Source organism: Rhizobium sp. 32-5/1 (genome assembly GCF_029537235.1).
In the GTDB taxonomy this organism is placed as follows: domain Bacteria; phylum Pseudomonadota; class Alphaproteobacteria; order Rhizobiales; family Rhizobiaceae; genus Pararhizobium.
The window spans coordinates 3,592,814-3,612,188 of the sequence record NZ_CP120638.1 but is presented as its reverse complement, the minus strand read 5'-3'; the positions used below and the strand labels follow the sequence as shown (position 1 = coordinate 3,612,188).

Here is a 19,375-nt window from a genome sequence, read left to right as displayed (position 1 = left end):
CAAGCAAACCTTCACCCCTCGCTCAGCGTCCGCCTCACCGCATTGCGCCAACCCTTCAGCTTTCCCGCCCGCGTCTTCTCGTCCATCGACGGCTCGAAGCGGCGGTCGCGGGCCCAGGAAGCGGCAAAACCCTTTGATCGGGCCACACACCCGCGCGGCTGCCGGCAAGCCAGGCGACGCCAAGCGCCGTGGTCTCCAGAATGGTCGGGCGGTCGACGGGCGCGTCGAGCAGGTCGGACAGCCGCTGCATCGTCCAGTCGGACGCCACCATACCGCCATCGACGCGCAGAACCGTTTCGCGGTCGTCGCTCTTCCAGTCCTTGTGCATGGCATCCAGCAGGTCGCGGGTCTGGTAGCAGACGGCTTCCAGCGCAGCGCGCGCGAATTCGGCGGGCCCGGTGTTGCGGGTCATGCCATAGATCGCGCCGCGCGCATCGGGATCCCAATGCGGCGCGCCGAGGCCGGTGAAGGCGGGAACCAGATAAACCTCCTGCGCAGGATCGGCGCTTTCGGCAAGCGCACCCGTATCGGCGGCGGACTTGATCACCTTCAGCCCGTCACGCAGCCATTGCACGGCGGCCCCTGCGATGAAAATCGAGCCTTCCAGCGCATAGGTCGTCTCGCCGTCCAGCCGATAGGCGATGGTCGTCAAAAGCCGGTTTTTGAGCGGACGATGTCCTTGCCGGTGTTAAGCAGCGCAAAGCAGCCGGTGCCATAGGTGGATTTCAGCATGCCCGGCGAAAAGCAGGCCTGGCCAATGGTCGCCGCCTGCTGGTCGCCGGCAACACCGAGGATCGGGATTTCCGCGCCAAACAGGTCCTTGTCGGTGACGCCGAAATCGGCGGCGCAATCCTTGACTTCCGGCAGCATCGCCTCTGGCACGCGCAAAATGTCGAGAAGTTCGCGGTCCCAGTCGTTGACGACGATGTTGTACATGAGCGTGCGCGAGGCGTTGGTGGCGTCGGTGACGAAGCTTTTGCCGCCGGTGAGCCGCCAGATCAGAAACGTGTCGATCGTGCCGAAGCAGAGTTCGCCCTTGGCGCCGCGGGCGCGCGCACCCTTCACATTGGCCAGCATCCAGGACAGTTTCGTGCCCGAAAAATACGGGTCGAGCAGCAAGCCGGTCTTCTTGGTGAAGCTTTTTCCAGCCCCTGGCGCTTCAGCTTTTCGCAGTAGGAGGCCGTGCGACGATCCTGCCAGACGATGGCATTGTGGATCGGCTTGCCGCTCTCGCGCTCCCAGACCACGACCGTCTCGCGCTGGTTGGTGATGCCGATCGCGGCGATGTCGGATGCTGCGATGCCGGCCTTGCGGATTGCCTCGCGGATCGTCCAGACAACCGTATCCCAGATTTCCTCGGGATCATGCTCGACCCAGCCGGATTTCGGGAAATGCTGTTTGAACTCCTTCTGCCCGGAGCCGACGACCCTCTGGGTTTCGTCGAAGATGATCGCCCGGCTCGATGTCGTGCCCTGATCGATCGCGAGAACATACTGCGCCATGCACCCTCCCCTTTAATACGGCTTTTTGAATTCCGCAGCCGCTTCTCCCAAAGACGACGCAGTCATTTCGAAAACTTCAATACGACGACAAAACGAATGTCAAACGAAAACAAAACGCAAGCACCACTGGGCGCCGGCTACGCGAACTCTGCGACGCCGCAAACAAAAACACAATTGTCAGCCGAGCGCTTTTGCGCGTAGTTTGAATGCACCGCATCATAAGACGAGCCCAATTAAGAAGAGATTGCATGACACAAGACGCCGGCAGCATTCGCTTCATTCTGAACGAAACGGAAACCGCGCTGTCCGATCTCGCGTCGACCGCAACCCTCTTGGACTATCTGCGCCTCGAACGCCGGCTGACCGGAACCAAGGAAGGCTGCGCCGAGGGCGACTGCGGCGCCTGCACCGTACTCGTCGGGCGGCTTGTCGGCCGTGAACTGGTCTATGAGAGCGTCAATGCCTGCATCCGGTTCACCGGGTCACTGCATGCCACGCATGTCGTGACTGTCGAGCATCTGGCCGCAAAAGACGGAATATTGCATCCCGTCCAGCAGGCGATGGTGGATTTTCACGGCTCGCAATGCGGCTTCTGCACACCGGGCTTCGTCATGTCGCTCTATGGGCTGTGGCTTGCCAAAGATGCACCATCGCGCGCCGATATCGAAAAGGCGCTGCAGGGCAATCTCTGTCGGTGCACGGGCTACGAGCCGATTGTGAGGGCGGCCGAAGCGGTGGCGAAGGCGCGGCCGAGCGCCGTCTTCGACCCGATCGTCAAAATGCGCGCCTCCATCACCGCACGCTTGGCGAGCCTGAAGACAACGCAAACCATCCGCATCACGTCCGGCGACGATCAGTTGATCGTGCCCGGAACCGTGTCTGATCTGGGGGATATTCTTGCCGAACATCCGGCTGCCACCATCGTTGCCGGCTCGACGGATGTTGGGCTCTGGGTCACAAAGCAGTTCCGCCGCATCAACCCGGTCGTCTTCATCAATGGCCTCGATGAACTGCAGGCGATAGCCGAGACACCGGACGGCCTGACGATTGGCGCCGGTGTCAGCTACTCCATGGCTTTTTCAAAAATTGCCGCCACCTATCCCGCCTTCGGCGCTCTGATCGATCGGATCGGCGGCGAACAGGTCCGCAACATGGGAACGATCGGCGGCAATATCGCCAATGGCTCGCCAATCGGCGACACGCCGCCTCCGCTGATCGCACTCGGCGCCACCGTGACGCTGCGATCTAAGGGCAGTGTCCGCACATTGCTGCTTGAGGATTTCTACATCGAATACGGGAAACAGGACCGCAAGCCGGGCGAATTCGTCGAAAGCCTCTTCATTCCCCGCATGCCGCAGACGGAACGGTTTGCCGTCTACAAGATCTCGAAACGCCGCGACGAGGATATTTCCGCGCTGTGCGGCGCCTTCAGGATCGCGCTGGATGGAGACAACCGCGTGACGTCTGCCCGCATCGCCTTTGGCGGCATGGCCGGTACGCCGAAACGCGCCGCAAATGTCGAATCCGCGCTGGTGGGCAAGGATTGAGCGAGGCGACGATCGCCTTGGCAAAAGCCGCGTTCGATGCAGACTACCAGCCGCTGACCGACTGGCGCGCCACCGCCGCCTACCGCCAGCTTGCGGCCAAGAACCTGCTGACGCGCTTCTTCATGGAAACCAGCGGCGCGGCTGTACAATTGCGGCGGTTCGAGGTGACAGCGTGATGGACAACACCACTTTCGAGGAACGCAAAACCATTGCCGGCCCCATGCACGCCACACTGCGCCACGACAGCGCTCACAAGCATGTCGCGGGCTCGGCAGATTATATCGACGATATGCCGGAGCCGGCGGGCACCTTACACGGCGCGCTCGGCATGACGGATCGGGCGCATGCGGAAATCGTGACCATGGACCTCTCGGCCGTCGCGGCGGCACCGGGCGTCGTTTGCGTTTTGACGGCAAAGGACATGCCGCATTCCAACGATATCAGCCCCAGCCATCTCGATGACGAGCCGGTGCTGGCTGATGGCCTCGTGCAGTTTCACGGGCAGCCGGCCTTTGCCGTGATTGCCGAGACGCGCGACATTGCGCGCCGTGCGGCACGGCTGGCAAAGATTACCTATCGCGACCTGCCGCATCTGACCGACATCACCGACGCACTTGACCATGGCGGCACGCTCGTCACCAAGCCGCTCGCGCTGCAGCGCGGCGATGCGGATACCGAGCTTGAACTTGCCCCGCGCCGGCTGCAGGGAAAGATGCGGATTGGCGGGCAGGAGCATTTCTATCTCGAAAGCCATATTGCCTTTGCCATTCCGGGCGAAGACGACGAGATCACCGTCTGGTCGTCGACGCAGCATCCGAGCGAAATCCAGCACATGGTCGGCCATGTGCTCGGGGTGCCGTCCAATGCGGTGACCGTCAACGTGCGCCGCATGGGCGGCGGCTTTGGCGGCAAGGAGACGCAGGGCAACCAGTTTGCCGTTTTGGCAGCCGTTGCCGCCAAGAAGCTCAACCGCGCCGTCAAGTTCCGCCCCGACCGCGACGAGGACATGACCGCTACCGGCAAGCGTCATGATTTTCTGGTCGATTACGATGTCGGCTTCGATGATGATGGCCGCATAAATGCGGTGAAAGCCAATTACGCGGCGCGCTGCGGCTATTCCTCGGACCTCTCCGGCCCAGTCACCGACCGCGCGCTGTTCCATGCCGACAGCTCCTATTTCTACCCGCATGTGAAGCTGACCTCGCAGCCGCTCAAGACCAACACCGTCTCCAACACAGCCTATCGCGGCTTTGGCGGGCCGCAGGGCATGCTGGGCGGCGAGCGCATCATCGAGGAGATCGCCTATACGCTGGGCAAGGATCCGCTCGAAATCCGCAAGCTGAACTTCTACGGCGAAACCGGCTCCGGCCGTGACGTGACGCCCTATCACCAGACAGTCGAAGACAACATCATCCACCGTATAGTTGCAGACCTCGAGACGAGTTCCGACTATCAGGCCCGCCGCGCGGCGATCATCGCGTTCAACAAAAACAGTCGTGTGATCCGCAAGGGCATCGCGCTGACCCCGGTCAAGTTCGGCATCTCCTTCACCATGACCGCCTTCAACCAGGCGGGCGCCCTTGTTCACATCTATCAGGACGGCTCGATCCACCTGAACCATGGCGGCACCGAGATGGGCCAGGGGCTTTACACCAAGGTTGCCCAGGTTCTGGCCGACAGTTTCCAGGTCGATATCAACAGGGTGAAGATCACAGCGACGACCACCGGCAAGGTGCCGAACACGTCTGCCACGGCCGCCTCCTCCGGCACCGACCTTAACGGCATGGCCACCTATGATGCGGCCCGCCAGATCAAGGAGCGCCTCGTCGCCTTTGCCGTCGAGCGCTGGCAGACGACACCCGAAAACGTCACCTTCGTCGCCAACCATGTGAAGATCGGCGAGGAACTGGTGCCGTTCGCGGAGTTCGTCAAGCTGGCCTATTTCGCCCGCGTGCAACTCTCGGCCGCAGGCTTCTACAAGACGCCGAAAATCCACTGGGATCGCAACACCGGCCGTGGCACGCCGTTTTATTACTACGCCTATGGTGCGTCGGTTTCGGAGGTGTCAATCGACACGCTGACCGGCGAATATATGGTTGATCGGGTGGACGTGCTGCATGATGTCGGCAAGTCGCTCAACCCGGCCATCGATATCGGCCAGATCGAGGGCGGCTTCGTCCAGGGCATGGGCTGGCTGACGACGGAGGAATTGTGGTGGGACGCCAAGGGCCGGCTGCGCACCCATGCGCCCTCCACCTACAAGATCCCGCTCGCCTCCGACCGGCCAAAGATCTTCAACGTCAAGCTGGCCGAATGGGCGGAGAATGCGGAACAGACGGTGGGCCGTTCCAAGGCTGTCGGCGAGCCGCCCTTCATGCTGCCGATCTCGGTTCTGGAGGCCTTGTCCATGGCCGTCGCCAGCGTCGCGGATTATCGCGAATGCCCGCGGCTCGATGCGCCGGCAACGCCGGAGCGCGTGCTGATGGCCGTCGAGCGCCTGCGGGCAGGAAAAGCATAACCGCATGAATTTTGCCATCGACAGTCTCGAAGCCTTTCTGGAACGCGAATACCGGCTGGTGATCGTCGAAATCGTCGAGGCGATGGGCTCGACGCCCCGCGAGGCCGGCGCCTTCATGCTGGTCTCGCCGACCGACACCCACGGCACGATCGGCGGCGGCCAGATGGAACATCTGGCGATCGACAATGCCCGCGCGCTTCTGGCCGGGGTCACCGACCGTTTCGAAATGGACATTCCGCTCGGGCCTGACATCGGCCAGTGTTGTGGCGGCCGGGTTGTGATCGGTTTCCGGATTGGCGATGACGGCGAGCGTGACCGCCTGCAAGAACAATTGCGGACGCGAGTGGCCGCTATGCCCGAAGTCTGGCTGTTCGGCGCCGGCCATGTGGGGCGGGCGCTTGGCGACGCGCTTTTGCTGCTGCCGGTGAAGACCTATGCGGTCGAAACGCGAAAGAGCGAACTCGACCAGATGTCGGCCGGGGCCAGCCACCGGCTGGTTGCCATGCCGGAATCGATCATCAAGGATATCTCTCCGGGCTCGGCCGTCGTCATTCTGACGCATGACCATGCGCTCGATTTCCTGATTGCCCGCCAGGCGCTCCAGCGCGACGATCTCGCCTATGTCGGCATGATCGGCTCGAAGACCAAGCGCGCCACCTTTGCCAGTTGGGCGCGGCGCGAGGGATTTGGCGACGCCCTCATCGACCGCCTTGTCCTGCCGATCGGCGGCAAGGCTGTCGAGGACAAACGCCCTGCGGTGATTGCCGCCATGACCGCCGCCGAAATCCTGATGGCGATCGCTGCCTACCGGGTAAAGTCAGAATCCTGACGCGGATCGCGGCCATCGAGAAAGCCCAGGTCCCTCTTCATGAAGTCTGACATTACGTCGAGATCGAGTTTTGCCGAACCCCGCGCGGTCCGCGGCAACAAGGTTTGAAACAGGTCGCGCAGGTGTTGCCCAAAACGGAAAATGGTCGGGGAACGACGACGGTCAACGGTGTGGCAGTCCATGATTGCACCTTGTCGGCTTGATGATCAGGATTGCAGGATGCCGGGAAAAGTGCTGGAATTCCAATCGAACGATGATCGCGATGCATCAAGAGACCTTATCCATGAAGATGTCGAAACAGATGCCGTTGAATGCCCTGCGTGTCTTCGAGGCGGCGGCCCGGCTGTTGAGTTTCACCAAGGCCGGCGACGAACTCGGCATGACGCAGACCGCCGTCAGCTACCAGATCAAGCTGCTCGAGGATCATGTCGGTGAGCCGCTGTTTTTCCGGAGGCCCCGTCAAATCGCCCTCACCGAGGCTGGTGAAAGGCTGGCGCCCAAGATCGCGCAGGGGTTCTCCATTCTCGAAGAGGCGCTTGCCGCGCTGCGCTCAGACGCCGGCCAATTGCTGCATATCGATTCGACCGCTACGTTTGCCCAGCAATGGCTGACCCGCACCCTCGGGCGTTTCCAGCTCAAGCATCCCAATATCGCGGTGCGCCTTTCGACATCGCCCGTGATCATCGATTTCGTCAGCACCCGGGCAGACGTCGCCATCCGGTGGGGCCAAGGCGACTGGCCGGGTTTGAAAGCGCATCGCATCATGCGGATGGATTTCACGCCGATGCTGAGCCCGAAACTCGCCGCCTCGATCGGCGGCATCCATGAGCCGGCCGACCTTCTGAAACTGCCGATCATCAGCGCCGCGGATACATGGTGGAAACAATGGTTCACAGAGGCCGGCATCGAAGACCCCGGTCTTGGCCGTTTCCCAGCCAACGAGCTTGGAACACAATCCTTCGATGCAGGCATGGCGATCGCCGGCCAGGGGGTCGCCATCGTCAACCCGAAGCACTTCCCGGACGAGATCGAAAGCGGCAGGCTCTTTCAACCATTTTCGCTGACCTGCAATGATGGCCGCGACTATTGGCTGGTTTACCCTGAAGGCCGGCGCAACATTCCGAAAATCCGCGATTTTCGCAACTGGCTGCTGGAAGAACTCGCACCGTTCTACGAGTGACGGCGCGCGTCTCCCGAGCCCTCGGTCCGAAGGGCGTGCCGACACAATCATCCGATGGACAGTTGTTTTTCGCCCTTCCCTCTCGCTCGAAATTTTCGCAAGGTGGCGCTGCGGGGGAAGAAAAGGGGACTTGAATGTATGAATACGCCATAGCCTGGGAGTGGCTGTCTTTTGCCGTCCGCTGGCTGCATGTGATCACCGCAATCGCATGGATCGGTTCGTCGTTCTATTTCATCGCGCTCGACCTTGGCCTTGTGAAGCGCGATCATCTTCCGGTTGGCGCCTATGGCGAGGAATGGCAGGTGCATGGCGGCGGCTTCTACCACATCCAGAAATATCTGGTCGCGCCGGCGACGATGCCGGAGCACCTCACATGGTTCAAATGGGAAAGCTACGCCACCTGGCTGTCGGGCTTTGCCATGCTCTGCATCGTCTATTATGGCGGCGCCGATCTCTTCCTGATCGACCGGCATGTGCTGGATATCTCCTCGACCACGGCAATTCTTATTTCGCTGGCCTCGCTCGCCATCGGCTGGATATTCTACGATCTCCTGTGCAAGTCTCCGCTCGGCAAGAACACCTGGACGCTGATGGGCATTCTCTATGTCGCGCTGGTGGCCATGGCCTGGGGCTATACGCAGGTGTTTTCCGGCCGTGCCGCCTTCCTGCATCTCGGCGCTTTCACCGCGACAATCATGTCGGCCAATGTCTTTTTCATCATCATGCCGAACCAGCGGATCGTGGTCGCGGACCTGATCGCCGGCCGCACGCCTGATCCGAAATATGGCGCGATCGCCAAGCAGCGCTCGCTGCACAACAACTATCTGACCCTGCCCGTCATCTTCTTCATGCTGTCGAACCACTACCCGCTGGCGTTTGCCACGGCGTTCAACTGGGTGATCGCAGCGCTGGTCTTCCTGATGGGCGTCACCATCCGCCACTGGTTCAACACCACGCATGCGCGGAAGGGCCGGCCGACCTGGACTTGGATCGTCACGCTGATCCTCTTTATCATCATCATGTGGCTCTCCACGGTGCCCAAGGTGCTGACCGGTGGTGAAACGGCGCAGGTCGCGCCGGCCTTCGAGCGCTTTGCCGCCAACGCGCATTTCCCGCCGTGCGCGATACGATCTCGACACGCTGTTCCATGTGCCATGCGGCGGAACCGGTCTATGAAGGCATCGTGCGCGCGCCGAAGGGCGTGGTGCTGGAAAACGACGCCGAGATAGCCGCCCATGCCCGCGAAATCTACATCCAGGCCGGCCGCAGCCATGCCATGCCGCCGGGCAACATCACCGAAATGACGGTGGAGGAGCGCCAGCTTCTCGCCGCCTGGTTCGAAAGTGCCGCACAGGAAAGCGCGACCCGATGACGGCAACCCTGATCCGCGGAAGGACGCTGAGCTTTACCCGCAAGCCCGAGAGCCTGGATGATCACTCGGCTTATGTCTACGAGGACGATGGCGCCCTGCTCGTCGCCGACGGGCTGATCATCGCCAGCGGTTCCTATGAGGCCGTCAAGGCGCAGGCGCCGGAAGGTGTCACCGAGATCGACCACCGACCGCATTTGATTCTACCGGGCTTTATCGACACGCACCTGCATTTCCCGCAGATGCAGGTCATCGGCTCCTATGCCGCCAATCTGCTGGAGTGGTTGAACACCTACACGTTTCCGGAGGAGTGCCGTTTCGTCGAGACTGCGCATGCCAAGCGTATCGCGACACATTTCTTTGACGAGATGATCCGCCACGGCACAACGACGGCAGTTGCTTATTGCTCCGTGCACAAGACCTCTGCCGACGCCTTCTTCTCCGAAGCAATTGCGCGCAACATGCGCATGGTCGCCGGCAAGGTGATGATGGACCGCAACGCGCCGCAGGGGCTGCTCGACACGCCTGAGATGGGCTATGACGAGACCCGCGCAGTGATCGAACAATGGCATGGCAGAGGCCGCAACCATGTTGCGATCACGCCGAGATTTGCGATCACCTCGACGCCGGAACAGATGAGCGTCGCGCAGGCACTGATCCGCGAGTTCCCCGATCTGCACGTCCAGACGCACCTCTCGGAAAACCGCGACGAGATCGATTTTACCTGCTCGCTCTATCCGGAAGCGAAGGATTACACCGACGTCTATGCCCGTTATGGCATTCTCGGCCCCAGGAGCCTGTTCGGCCATTGCATTCACCTGTCAGACCGAGAGGCGGACGCGATGAGTGAAACCGGCTCCGTTGCAGTCTTCTGCCCGACCTCCAACCTGTTCCTCGGCTCAGGGCTCTTCCCACTACGTAAACTGACCGTGAGAGAGAAACCGGTACGCGTGTCTATCGCCACCGATATCGGCGGCGGATCCAGCTATTCCATGCTGCGCACGCTCGACGAGGCCTACAAGATACTCCAGTTGCAGGGCGAGCGGCTGAACCCGTTCGAGAGCTACCACATGATGACGCTCGGCAATGCGCAGGCGCTCTCGTTGTCGCAGAAAATCGGCACATTGGAGCCCGGCACGGACGCCGATTTCGTCGTGCTCGACATGGCAGCGACGCCGGCGATGGCGCTGAAGGCCGAGGTTGTCACCTCCCTTGCCGATGAACTTTTCCTGCTGCAGACCATGGGCGACGACCGGTCGATCGCCGAGACCTATGTTGCCGGCGTTGCGGCGAAGTCCACGCTCGGTGCACTTTAACTGTCGAAATGCAGTCAAGGCAGCAACCATCCTTAGGCCTCCACAATGCCGCCTCCGAAATGTCCGAATGAACCTTTCTAGGTTCAGGCGCGTTAAACGCATGCCGGAATCAAAACCGGGTCAGCAACGGCTCTGCGCCGTAACGATTCGAAGAAAAATAAATCGAAGACATGGAGAATTCAAAATGAACCCCATTCCCGCTCTGGCGCTTGTCGCCGCCCTGCCGATGTTCGCTGGCGTTACCGCAGCGCATGCAGCAGACCTCTCCGCCAACCAGGACCCGGTGCCCTATGAAGAAGCCGATGTCAGCAACGGCGTGAAAATCGGCTATCTCGACTGCAACATTGGCGGCGGCGTCGGCTATGTCCTCGGCTCGGCCAAGGAGATCGATTGCGTCTTCAAATCCACCGTCGGACAGGAGCGAACCGATCAATACACCGGCGCTATCCGCAAGATGGGCGTCGACCTCGGCTTCACAACACGCGGCCGGCTTGTCTGGGCCGTGTTTGCGCCAACTGCCGGCTATCACCGCGGCTCGCTCGGCGGCGTCTATCAGGGCGCGACCGCAGAAGCAACTGTCGGCGCCGGCATCGGAACCAATATCCTGGTGGGCGGCACATCCGGCTCGATCCAGTTGCAGACCGTGAGCGTTACGGGCCAGCTCGGCTTGAACGTTGCAGCGACCGGGACATCCGTCACCCTCAATCCGATCAACTGATGTCGTTACCCTCCGGCGTCGGCTGGAGGACTTAGACGGTTGAAGTGACAACCCAACCCAAGAGGTAAATTTATTTTACCTCTTGGGTCTTTGCGATCTTAACAAGCGCGCGGAAACCATGATATTGGCGTAGCAGACCCCTACGAAAGCTGCGCCATGTCCAAGCCTCTCGATATCCACGAACTCAAAGCCCTCGCAAAACGCCGCGTGCCAAAGATGTTCTTCGATTACGCCGATAGCGGCGCCTGGACGGAGAGCACCTACCGGGCCAACGAGGCCGATTTTCACGATATCAAGCTGCGTCAGCGCGTGATGGTGGATATGACCAACCGCTCGCTGGCGACCACGATGATCGGCCAGCCGGTCTCCATGCCTGTTGCATTGGCACCGACCGGCTTCACCGGCATGCAGCATGCCGATGGCGAGATGCTGGCGGCAAAGGCAGCGGAAAAATTCGGCGTTCCGTTCACGCTGTCGACGATGAGCATATGCTCGATCGAGGACGTCGCCTCTGTCACCTCGAAACCATTCTGGTTTCAGCTCTACGTCATGCGCGACCGGGAATTCGTCAAGAACCTTATCGACCGCGCCAAGGCGGCCAAGTGCTCGGCGCTCGTCCTGACGCTCGATCTGCAGGTTCTAGGCCAGCGCCACAAGGACCTGCGCAACGGCCTCTCTGCCCCACCGAAATTCACGCCAAAACACATCTGGCAGATGGCCACACGACCGCTTTGGTGCATGCAGATGCTGAAGACGCAGCGCCGCAGCTTTGGCAATATCGTGGGCCACGCAAAGAACGTTTCCGATCTTTCCTCGCTCTCCTCCTGGACGGCCGAGCAGTTCGACCCCCAGCTGTCCTGGGAAAATGTCGCCGAGATCAAGGAGATGTGGGGCGGGCCATTGATCCTTAAGGGCATTCTCGACGTCGAGGATGCGCAGATGGCAGCCCGCACCGGCGCCGATGCCATCATCGTTTCCAATCATGGCGGTCGCCAGTTGGACGGCGCGCGTTCATCGATCAGCATGCTGCCGCGGATCGTCGATGCCGTTGGCGATAAAATCGAAATCCACGTGGATGGCGGCATCCGCTCCGGCCAGGACGTCCTCAAGGCTGTCGCCCTCGGCGCCAAAGGCACCTATATCGGCCGCCCGTTCCTCTACGGCCTCGGCGCCATGGGCGAAGCAGGTGTGACGCTGGCGCTGGAAATCATCCGGAAGGAACTCGATATCACCATGGCGCTTTGCGGCAAGCGCGATATCCGCGACATCAACCGGGATGTGCTCGCGGATTGATGGTCAATAATGCGATCTGCACTGAATGATAATGAGCATCTGCTTTTCCCCTCACCCTCAACCCGGTAAACGAGGCGATGCTCTTTTGTAATTCGACGGGACCAGTGGCGTCTTAGCTGATTACGAAGAGGCTCTGGTTTTCCGATACCCTCGAAAGGGTGGCGGAGCGCGTCTTTTATCAGATCGTTGATCCGCACCACCATCTTCGGATCGGTTTCCTGCCAGTAGATGTATTCTTTCCAACTCGCCGGCTCCCACATCAAGGAAATGCGGCTGTCCGGAGACATCAACCAATCCTTTTCGTTTTCGGCAAAAGCTCAGGCTCGATCAGATCATGTTGTTCATAAATTCCTGCATCGACATTCTCGATGGCATTCAGCAGCCGCTTGGCATTGGCCGGGGTTGACATGAGATACATCGTTTCCATCATTCCCTCATAATCGCTTTTATCGATTAGGATTACCGATGGCTTGTTGCGCCTCACGATTTCCACGGTGACACAGTCATTCGAGACTTCATCGAGAATGCTCGCAAGTTCTTCACGTGCCTTTGAAAACATTACCGTTCGCATCTGACTGTCTCCAGCATTCGACTTGTACGAAATATCGTACAACTATACTCTCCTGTCAAGGATGACCTCAACTCCCGCGATAGGTCGAATAACTGAACGGCGAGAGCAGCAGCGGCACATGATAGTGGCTGCCCGCATCGGCGATGCCGAAACGCAGCGGGATAAGGTCCAGAAAGGCGGGTTCCGGCAGGTCGGAACCCGTTGCGCGCAGATAGTCGCCGGCATGGAACAGAAGCTCGTAGGTTCCCACGGCGAAGGCCTCTCCATCAAGCATCGGACCATCGACGCGGCCGTCGGCATTGGTGACGACGGAGCGGATCAGCGTTCGGGCTTCCCCTCGATCCGAAACAAGTTGATCGCCAGCCCCTGCGCCGGCTTGCCGAGTGCCGTGTCGAGAACATGCGTGGTCAGGCGTCCGCTCATAGATCCGTGTCCCTTATCGGCTCCTCGATGAGGAAGGCCTCGTCGTAGAAGAATTCTTCCAGATTGTTGCCCGGCCCTTCCCGGTCCGCAATCAGGAAATCACTGACGCCATCGAGCGCCATCAGCGGATGATGCCAGACATTGCGGTGATAGTTGACGCCCTGCCGGGATCGGGCCAGAAACGCCATCGGCCGGCCGGGCCGGCCGCCCGCATCCGGCGCCACCACGACAAGCCAGGGCCGCGCCGACAGCGGCGTAAAACTCTGGCTGCCGAGCGGATGGCGCTCCATCATGTCGATGGTATAGGGGAAGGACCGTGGCTGGCCGCGGAAAATGTTAAGGATTGCCGCCGCCCCTCGCCCGCGACATCGACCTTTGCCAGCGCATGAAAACGCTCCGTCGTGCCGCCATTGATCAGCCGCATGCGGGCCGGATCCGCTTCGATCACGTCTCCGAACGGGCGGAATGCGTCTGCAGTCAGCGAGCGGATCGGCAGCACGCGCATCGTTTAAGCCTTGGTGCCGAACAGCCGCAGACGGCTGGTGCCGCCATCGGGATACATGGCATAGCGCACATGCGTTACCGGCCCCACCGCCTGCAGGACATCGCCAGCGTACTCCTGGATATGGTCCATCTGCAGCTTCTGGCGCGGCAGGATCGGCTTCCACGTCTCTGAGTCAGCGATCTCGGCATCGCTGAACGTATCGGCGTGTCCCGGCAGATTGGCGCCCAGCAGTTCGCATGTATCGGGAAAATTACCCTTGAAATGCGCCGTATCGACGACGACGCGATTGATCACGCCCGGATGGCCGAGCCGAATGATTGCCCAGTCATGCCCCGGACCACGGCGCCGCGCCGTTTCCCAGCCATCGCCCATGTTGATGCCGCGGCCGGGCCCAAGCATCTGGTCCGGCACGCCGTAATGCGCATTGGACCAGGCGAGCGATTTCGCGCCATTGTAGATATAGGCGAGATCAACCTCCTGCGAGGCACCGACCTTGTTCCAGTCGAAATGCGCCGTGCCATAGACACGCAACCGTGCGATTCCGCCGTCCGGATAAATGTGCAGCTTGAGATGCGTCCAGACTTTTTCCGCCGCCGTACCCGATGTCTTGAAGAAATGATGTGCGGCAGCGCCAATACCCGGACCGAGCGGGGACTTCGACACGATTTCTGTCCAGACCGTCGTCTCGTCGGGATCGCCACTATCCACAAAGGCTGCCTCGATGCTGCAATGGGGCGGATAATTGCCTGTGAAATGGCTGGTATCGACATCGAAACCATGGATGACGCCGGGCATCGCAAGCCTGACGACGCCGTAATCATGGCCGGGCACGCGCTTGCGGCGGCTTTCCCAGCCATCCATCCACTTGCCGTTATCGTCATAGACGTCGGCCAGAAATTTCGCGGCTTCGTCCTGCAGCATGCGGTCGAGCGGCGCGAAGAAATCATCCGTCGCATAAAGGCCTTTGGCGCCGAGGCGTGCAGAGGCGAGATTGACCGCACCGATGGTGAAATCGGGCAGGTCGGCGGACGGTGTGTCAGACATTGTCTTCTCCTGGGAGCATGGATTGCAGGCGCAGGCGGGCAATTTTTTCGACCTGCGCGCAGGCTGTTTCGAACTCCTGATCGACGCTGTTGTCGATCCTTTCTTCGAAGGCAGCAAGGATATCGTCCTTCGTCAGCCCCTTGACGGCGATGATGAAGGGAAAGCCGAATTTTTCGACATAGGCGGTGTTCAGCGCCGTAAAGCGCGCATGCTCGTCCGGGCTCAGGCGATCGAGACCGGCGGAGGCCTGCTCTGCTTTCAGAATCTTCCGTCAACCCGCCGGCAATGGCGAGCTTTCCGGCCAGATCCGGATGGGCGCGCAACACGCTGAGGCGCTCGTCGCCACTTGCGGTGCGAAAGGCCGCGCACATCACGGAATGTACGTCCTTCGCCGTCAGTGGCATATACGGCACCGCATCAAAGGCCCGCTCCGCCACGAAGGGCGAATGCTCGAAGACACCGCCGAAGCGGGCGACGAAATCATCGCGATCGATCGTCAAAGGCCGCCCTCCGGCTTGTGATGCTCATGCCAGTGACGCGCGATGTCGATGCGTTTGGGCACCCAGACCTTTTCGTGCTCCAGAACATAATCGATGAAACGGGCAAGCGCTGCCGCACGGCCGGGTCGGCCGACCAGGCGGCAATGCAGCCCGACATTCATCATCTTCGGAAAACCTTCTTTTCCCTCGGCATAGAGCACGTCGAACGTGTCCTTCAGATAGGTGAAGAACTGATCGCCGGAATTGAAGCCCTGCGGGGTGGCAAAGCGCATGTCATTGGCATCGAGCGTATAGGGAATGATCAGATGCGGCTTGTCCGGCGTGAGGCCCGGCACCCAATAGGGCAGATCGTCGGCATAGCTGTCCGAGGAATAGACAAAGCCGCCCTCCTCCATAACGAGCTTCAGCGTATTGCCTGATGGCTTGCCCTGGTACATTCCGAGCGGATGGGCGCCGGTCAGTTCCTTGTGCAGGCGCACCGCTTCGAGGATATGCTTGCGCTCCTCGTCCTCGGTAAAATCCTTGTATTCCAGCCAACGATAGCCGTGACTGGCGATCTCCCAGCCGGCTTCCTTCATGGCGGCGACCGCTTCTGGATTGCGCGCCATGGCAAGTGTCACGCCATAGACGGTGACATCGATCTTGCGGCTGGTGAGCAAACGCCACAGGCGCCAGAAACCGGCGCGGGAACCGTATTCATAGATCGATTCCATGTTGAGATTGCGCTGTCCGGGCCAGGGCTGGGCGCCGACGATTTCCGACAAAAGCGATTCGGATGCCTTGTCGCCATCAAGGATCGAGCTTTCGCCGCCCTCTTCGTAATTCAGCACAAATTGAACAGCGATCCGCGCATCACCCGGCCAGCGCACCTGCGGAATATTGCGTCCATAACCGACGAGATCACGCGGATAGGAACTCTCTGCCATCAAATCATCCTTCGAATTATGCCGGAACGGTAACATCCGAGGGCGGAAAGTCGAGATGAAAAGTGGAGCGCGGGGGTGCGGACGAAAACTTGGACCACCAGGAGGTAGTTCATGTATTCCTACGCAGACAGACTTCGAGCCGTTGAGCTTTATATCAGGCTTGGCAAGCGACTTAACGGGACCATTCGGCAGTTGGGTTATCCCACAAAGAATGCGCTGAGGGGTTGGTACCGCGAGTACGTACAGCATCTCGACCTGCGTATTCAGCCGGTAGCTCGAGCGCCAAAGTATTCCAAGAGTCAGAAGCAGGCGGCACTTGAGCATTACCGCACCCATGATCGTTGCATCTCTGCGACGATGAGGGCGCTCGGCTATCCTGGTCGAGGAACTCTGACCGCATGGGTACGTGAGGCCTTTCCGGAGACGCGAACATCGATGGTGGGTCGATCGTGGCGCCCTGCCTATCCCGCAGCGGTGAAGCAAGCTGGTGTCATCGGACTATGTAGTGGAGATGAAAGCGCCCAACAGGTGGCTGACCGGCTGGGCGTCTGCAGGCCGACGTTGTACAACTGGAAAGACCAGCTACTCGGTCATGAGGCTCCTTCCTCCATGAAACGCCGCAAAACCACCCCGCAGGCGCCGGAACGCGAGGAACTCGAGCGCCAGCTTGAAGCCCTCCAACGTGATGTTCGCCAGTTGCAACTCGAGCATGACCTCCTGAAGAAGGCCAATGAACTCCTAAAAAAGAACTGGGCGTCGATCTGCAGATCCTGAGTAATCGGGAAAAAACACAGCTGGTTGACGCCCTTAAAGATACCTATCGCTTGCCAGAACTGCTCGCCCAGCTGCAAATTGCGCGAAGCTCCTACTTTTATCATCGCACGCGCATGTGTCTGGCAGACAAGTATGCCGCCGTCCGGCACAGCCTTGCAGAAATCTTTGAAGCGAACCGTCGTTGTTACGGCTACCGCAGACTACAGGCGTCACTGGCCAGGAAGAGCGTGATCATCTCGGAAAAGGTTGTCCAGCGCTTGATGAAGCAGGAGCACTTGGTCGTGGCCAGACCGCGCCGACGGCGTTTCGGATCGTACTTGGGAGAAATAAGTCCGGCACCCGAGAACCTGATCAATCGCGACTTCCATGCGAAAGCGCCGAACGAGAAATGGCTGACAGACATCACCGAGTTCCAGATCCCAGCCGGGAAGGTGTATCTCTCGCCCATCATCGATTGCTTCGACGGAATGGTCATCAGTTGGTCGATTGGAACGCAACCAGACGCGCGGCTGGTCAATACTATGCTGGATGCAGCTATTGAGACCGTGACCGACGGCGAGGAACGGCCAATCGTCCATTCCGATCGCGGAGCCCATTATCGCTGGCCAGGCTGGCTAACGCGGATCAGCGAAGCGAAACTGGTTCGCTCAATGTCCCGAAAGGGATGCTCACAAGATAACGCCGCATGCGAAGGCTTCTTCGGCCGATTGAAAACGGAACTATTTTATCCACGAGATTGGAAGGCCATCACAATCAAACAGTTCGTTGCCGAGGTAGACGCCTATATCCGCTGGTACAATGAGAAGCGGATCAAGATATCGCTGGGATCACTCAGCCCGGTCGAATATCGCAAGAGCCTCGGCCTTAACTTATAAAGCTGTCCAACTTTTTATCCGCACCCCCGCGCGAGCAGTTTCCCGAGAGGATTTACAAGTCTTCTCCAGACGTTGCGTTGGACGGCAAGGGCTTTGGAGGTCGAGCTACCAGCCGCGCTCCAGGCTCCGCGCTGCACGGACCTCCGCAGATTCGCGGAACACAAGGCCGGTCTCCGCGACGGACAATCCGGTGCGTGCCTTGGACAAGGGCGCCCGATGGGCGGAGATCTTGCCAAGCGGGTGTTGCGAATGCACGCGCAACGGCGCTCCCGGCTCGGGTTCCACGAAAAGCGCAAGGCTCGCGATTTTCATCGGTGTGCCAAGCACCGGCTCGAAGACATGACGCAATGCGCCTTCGAGCCCGGTCGCATTCCGTTCCGAACGCGGGCCGGTCAGCATCATATGGAAGCGAAACTCGTCCATGACATAGGGATAACCCCAGCGGTAAAGATTGGCGAATTGTGGAGCCGTGAGACCATCCGGGTTCCGACGCTCGATTTCGGCTTCGCTCAGCGGCGCACGGAATTCATCGAAGGCCTGAACCACGCTTGCCGCCAGCAACTGCATCGCATCACTCGGACAAACCGGCGCCAGGCCGTAAAAATCACCAAGCCGTGCAATTTCCATGCGCGGCATATCAAACGGCGTAACACTTCCCGCAAACTGCATCAGAGCCTTGAGCAAGGCAGCTTCCGTCATGTCGGGATGCAGATGGAACGGCGCCTTGAGGGTCGCGTGAAACCCGTAGCGACGGGGTACGGCGGTGCAGAACGCCAGCTCCTGCGAACTCAAGCCGATGTCGGAAGGACGCTCCACGGTCTCGCCGGAATAGACATTGCGGCCAAACCAACTCGCCGCCGCGATCGACAGCGGATCGTGGATGGGGGCGTGAAATAGATGGCGTAACGCATGGGCCTGCTCCGGTCGCTCTGACCGCCAAGTCCCTAGGTGATTTGCGTGACAGATTGACGAATCCAAACGGGTAACTGCCGGCGCGTGCAGGCAAATGCGGGTCAAAAAGCATGGAACCATCAGGCCAATGTCCCGTTTAATTCTCGTATCCATTGAATATAAGGGAGAAAACGATGACCTATCACAATCCGAATCTGCAGGACGCTAGCATCAAGGAAACCCATGATCTGATCGCCAGCGACAAGGTCGAAGGCACAAAGGTCTATGGTGTCGATGGCAAGCACATCGGGTCGATCGAGCGCGTCATCCTGGAAAAGCGTAGCGGCCGTGTCGCCTATGCCGTGCTGGGCTTCGGCGGTTTCCTCGGCATCGGCGAGGATCACTATCCGCTTCCCTGGGCAAAGCTCAGCTATGACGAAAACCTCGGTGGCTATCAGACGGACATCACCCGCGAACAGGTCGAGAACGCGCCGAAATACAATGGCAATGGCGACTATGACTGGAACAAGGAAAACGGTCGCCGCGTCTATGACTACTACGGCGTTCCGCCTTACTGGATGTAATAGACAGTGG

General features: G+C 60.0%; 13 protein-coding genes and 8 pseudogenes. 10 read left to right on the top strand and 11 right to left on the bottom strand.

What is annotated here, in order from left to right:
- Positions 1 to 55: 55 nt before the first annotated feature.
- Together P6U16_RS18150 and P6U16_RS18145 are read right to left on the bottom strand one after the other, a co-directional pair.
- Positions 56 to 652, bottom strand: a complete 597-nt coding sequence (locus tag P6U16_RS18150; protein WP_277701668.1) for an FGGY-family carbohydrate kinase — start codon at positions 650 to 652, stop codon at positions 56 to 58.
- A pseudogene (locus P6U16_RS18145) lies at positions 649 to 1,502 on the bottom strand (FGGY family carbohydrate kinase). The gene P6U16_RS18150 and the pseudogene P6U16_RS18145 overlap by 4 nt, the downstream one beginning before the upstream one ends.
- Positions 1,503 to 1,750: 248 nt before the next feature.
- Between P6U16_RS18145 and xdhA the strand changes: the two are divergent.
- The 3 genes and pseudogenes from xdhA (at position 1,751) to xdhC (ending at position 6,396) form a co-directional block, all read left to right on the top strand.
- Positions 1,751 to 3,225, top strand: a pseudogene (xdhA, locus tag P6U16_RS18140) (xanthine dehydrogenase small subunit).
- Positions 3,225 to 5,567 (top strand): xanthine dehydrogenase molybdopterin binding subunit, encoded by a 2,343-nt coding sequence (gene xdhB, locus P6U16_RS18135; protein WP_277701667.1) that lies wholly within the window; start codon positions 3,225 to 3,227, stop codon positions 5,565 to 5,567. Before xdhA ends, xdhB begins: the two are co-directional and overlap by 1 nt.
- 4 nt (positions 5,568 to 5,571) lie before the next feature.
- Positions 5,572 to 6,396 carry a xanthine dehydrogenase accessory protein XdhC gene (gene xdhC / locus P6U16_RS18130; RefSeq protein ID WP_277701666.1) on the top strand — a complete coding sequence of 275 codons (825 nt, stop codon included), beginning with the start codon at positions 5,572 to 5,574 and terminating at the stop codon, positions 6,394 to 6,396.
- Here xdhC and P6U16_RS18125 read toward each other — a convergent pair.
- Positions 6,372 to 6,578: a hypothetical protein gene (locus P6U16_RS18125; RefSeq protein ID WP_277701665.1), complete on the bottom strand. Its 207-nt coding sequence runs from the start codon at positions 6,576 to 6,578 to the stop codon at positions 6,372 to 6,374. The genes xdhC and P6U16_RS18125 overlap by 25 nt on opposite strands.
- 80 nt (positions 6,579 to 6,658) lie before the next feature.
- Here P6U16_RS18125 and P6U16_RS18120 point away from each other — a divergent pair, with 80 nt between their 5' ends.
- From P6U16_RS18120 to P6U16_RS18100, 5 genes and pseudogenes are all read left to right on the top strand, one after another.
- Positions 6,659 to 7,576, top strand: a complete 918-nt coding sequence (locus tag P6U16_RS18120; RefSeq protein ID WP_277701664.1) for a LysR substrate-binding domain-containing protein — start codon at positions 6,659 to 6,661, stop codon at positions 7,574 to 7,576.
- Positions 7,577 to 7,710: 134 nt separating this feature from the next.
- A pseudogene (gene puuD, locus P6U16_RS18115) lies at positions 7,711 to 8,948 on the top strand (urate hydroxylase PuuD).
- Complete coding sequence (guaD, locus tag P6U16_RS18110) at positions 8,945 to 10,261, top strand: guanine deaminase (RefSeq protein WP_277701663.1); 1,317 nt, start codon at positions 8,945 to 8,947, stop codon at positions 10,259 to 10,261. The pseudogene puuD and the gene guaD overlap by 4 nt, the downstream one beginning before the upstream one ends.
- A gap of 184 nt (positions 10,262 to 10,445) precedes the next feature.
- The gene (locus tag P6U16_RS18105; protein WP_277701662.1) at positions 10,446 to 10,979 is read left to right on the top strand and encodes a DUF992 domain-containing protein; all 534 of its coding nucleotides are present in this window, start codon (positions 10,446 to 10,448) and stop codon (positions 10,977 to 10,979) included.
- 156 nt (positions 10,980 to 11,135) lie between these two features.
- Positions 11,136 to 12,272, top strand: coding sequence for an alpha-hydroxy acid oxidase (locus tag P6U16_RS18100; protein WP_277701661.1), 1,137 nt, complete (start codon positions 11,136 to 11,138; stop codon positions 12,270 to 12,272).
- A 3-nt stretch (positions 12,273 to 12,275) separates the two neighbouring features.
- Here P6U16_RS18100 and P6U16_RS18095 read toward each other — a convergent pair.
- The 7 genes and pseudogenes from P6U16_RS18095 to puuE all read right to left on the bottom strand — a co-directional run bounded on the left by P6U16_RS18095 (position 12,276) and on the right by puuE (position 16,241).
- A pseudogene (locus P6U16_RS18095) lies at positions 12,276 to 12,541 on the bottom strand (Txe/YoeB family addiction module toxin).
- 17 nt (positions 12,542 to 12,558) lie between these two features.
- Positions 12,559 to 12,885, bottom strand: coding sequence for a type II toxin-antitoxin system prevent-host-death family antitoxin (locus tag P6U16_RS18090; protein WP_277701660.1), 327 nt, complete (start codon positions 12,883 to 12,885; stop codon positions 12,559 to 12,561).
- Between the two features lie 25 nt (positions 12,886 to 12,910).
- A pseudogene (gene uraH / locus P6U16_RS18085) lies at positions 12,911 to 13,266 on the bottom strand (hydroxyisourate hydrolase).
- Positions 13,263 to 13,771: pseudogene (locus tag P6U16_RS18080) on the bottom strand (ureidoglycolate lyase). Before P6U16_RS18080 ends, uraH begins: the two co-directional pseudogenes overlap by 4 nt.
- 3 nt (positions 13,772 to 13,774) lie before the next feature.
- Positions 13,775 to 14,815 (bottom strand): allantoicase, encoded by a 1,041-nt coding sequence (gene alc, locus P6U16_RS18075; protein ID WP_277701659.1) that lies wholly within the window; start codon positions 14,813 to 14,815, stop codon positions 13,775 to 13,777.
- Positions 14,808 to 15,309: pseudogene (gene uraD, locus P6U16_RS18070) on the bottom strand (2-oxo-4-hydroxy-4-carboxy-5-ureidoimidazoline decarboxylase). The gene alc and the pseudogene uraD overlap by 8 nt, the downstream one beginning before the upstream one ends.
- 2 nt (positions 15,310 to 15,311) lie before the next feature.
- Positions 15,312 to 16,241, bottom strand: a complete 930-nt coding sequence (gene puuE, locus P6U16_RS18065) for an allantoinase PuuE (RefSeq protein WP_277701658.1) — start codon at positions 16,239 to 16,241, stop codon at positions 15,312 to 15,314.
- Between the two features lie 111 nt (positions 16,242 to 16,352).
- Between puuE and P6U16_RS18060 the strand changes: the two genes are divergently transcribed.
- Positions 16,353 to 17,890, top strand: a protein-coding gene (locus P6U16_RS18060) for an IS3 family transposase (RefSeq protein ID WP_277701657.1) whose coding sequence is annotated in 2 segments (ribosomal slippage) — positions 16,353 to 16,989 and positions 16,989 to 17,890 — 1,539 coding nt in all. Because the reading frame shifts where the segments join, the coding sequence is not laid out codon by codon here.
- Between the two features lie 105 nt (positions 17,891 to 17,995).
- On the opposite strand, the pseudogene P6U16_RS18055 reads toward P6U16_RS18060, so the two are convergent.
- Positions 17,996 to 18,801 (bottom strand): annotated as a pseudogene (locus tag P6U16_RS18055) (DUF1045 domain-containing protein).
- A 174-nt stretch (positions 18,802 to 18,975) separates the two neighbouring features.
- Between P6U16_RS18055 and P6U16_RS18050 the strand changes: the two are divergent.
- Positions 18,976 to 19,365, top strand: a complete 390-nt coding sequence (locus P6U16_RS18050) for a PRC-barrel domain-containing protein (protein ID WP_277701656.1) — start codon at positions 18,976 to 18,978, stop codon at positions 19,363 to 19,365.
- Positions 19,366 to 19,375: the final 10 nt, after the last annotated feature.

Excerpts from the sequence above, each read along its gene's own strand:
- xdhB (WP_277701667.1), top strand. The coding sequence starts at position 3,225 with ATGGACAACACCACTTTCGAGGAACGCAAAACCATTGCCGGCCCCATG.
- xdhC (WP_277701666.1), top strand. The coding sequence starts at position 5,572 with ATGAATTTTGCCATCGACAGTCTCGAAGCCTTTCTGGAACGCGAATAC.
- P6U16_RS18125 (WP_277701665.1), bottom strand. The coding sequence starts at position 6,578 with ATGGACTGCCACACCGTTGACCGTCGTCGTTCCCCGACCATTTTCCGT.
- P6U16_RS18120 (WP_277701664.1), top strand. The coding sequence starts at position 6,659 with ATGCATCAAGAGACCTTATCCATGAAGATGTCGAAACAGATGCCGTTG.
- guaD (WP_277701663.1), top strand. The coding sequence starts at position 8,945 with ATGACGGCAACCCTGATCCGCGGAAGGACGCTGAGCTTTACCCGCAAG.
- P6U16_RS18105 (WP_277701662.1), top strand. The coding sequence starts at position 10,446 with ATGAACCCCATTCCCGCTCTGGCGCTTGTCGCCGCCCTGCCGATGTTC.
- P6U16_RS18100 (WP_277701661.1), top strand. The coding sequence starts at position 11,136 with ATGTCCAAGCCTCTCGATATCCACGAACTCAAAGCCCTCGCAAAACGC.
- alc (WP_277701659.1), bottom strand. The coding sequence starts at position 14,815 with ATGTCTGACACACCGTCCGCCGACCTGCCCGATTTCACCATCGGTGCG.
- puuE (WP_277701658.1), bottom strand. The coding sequence starts at position 16,241 with ATGGCAGAGAGTTCCTATCCGCGTGATCTCGTCGGTTATGGACGCAAT.
- P6U16_RS18050 (WP_277701656.1), top strand. The coding sequence starts at position 18,976 with ATGACCTATCACAATCCGAATCTGCAGGACGCTAGCATCAAGGAAACC.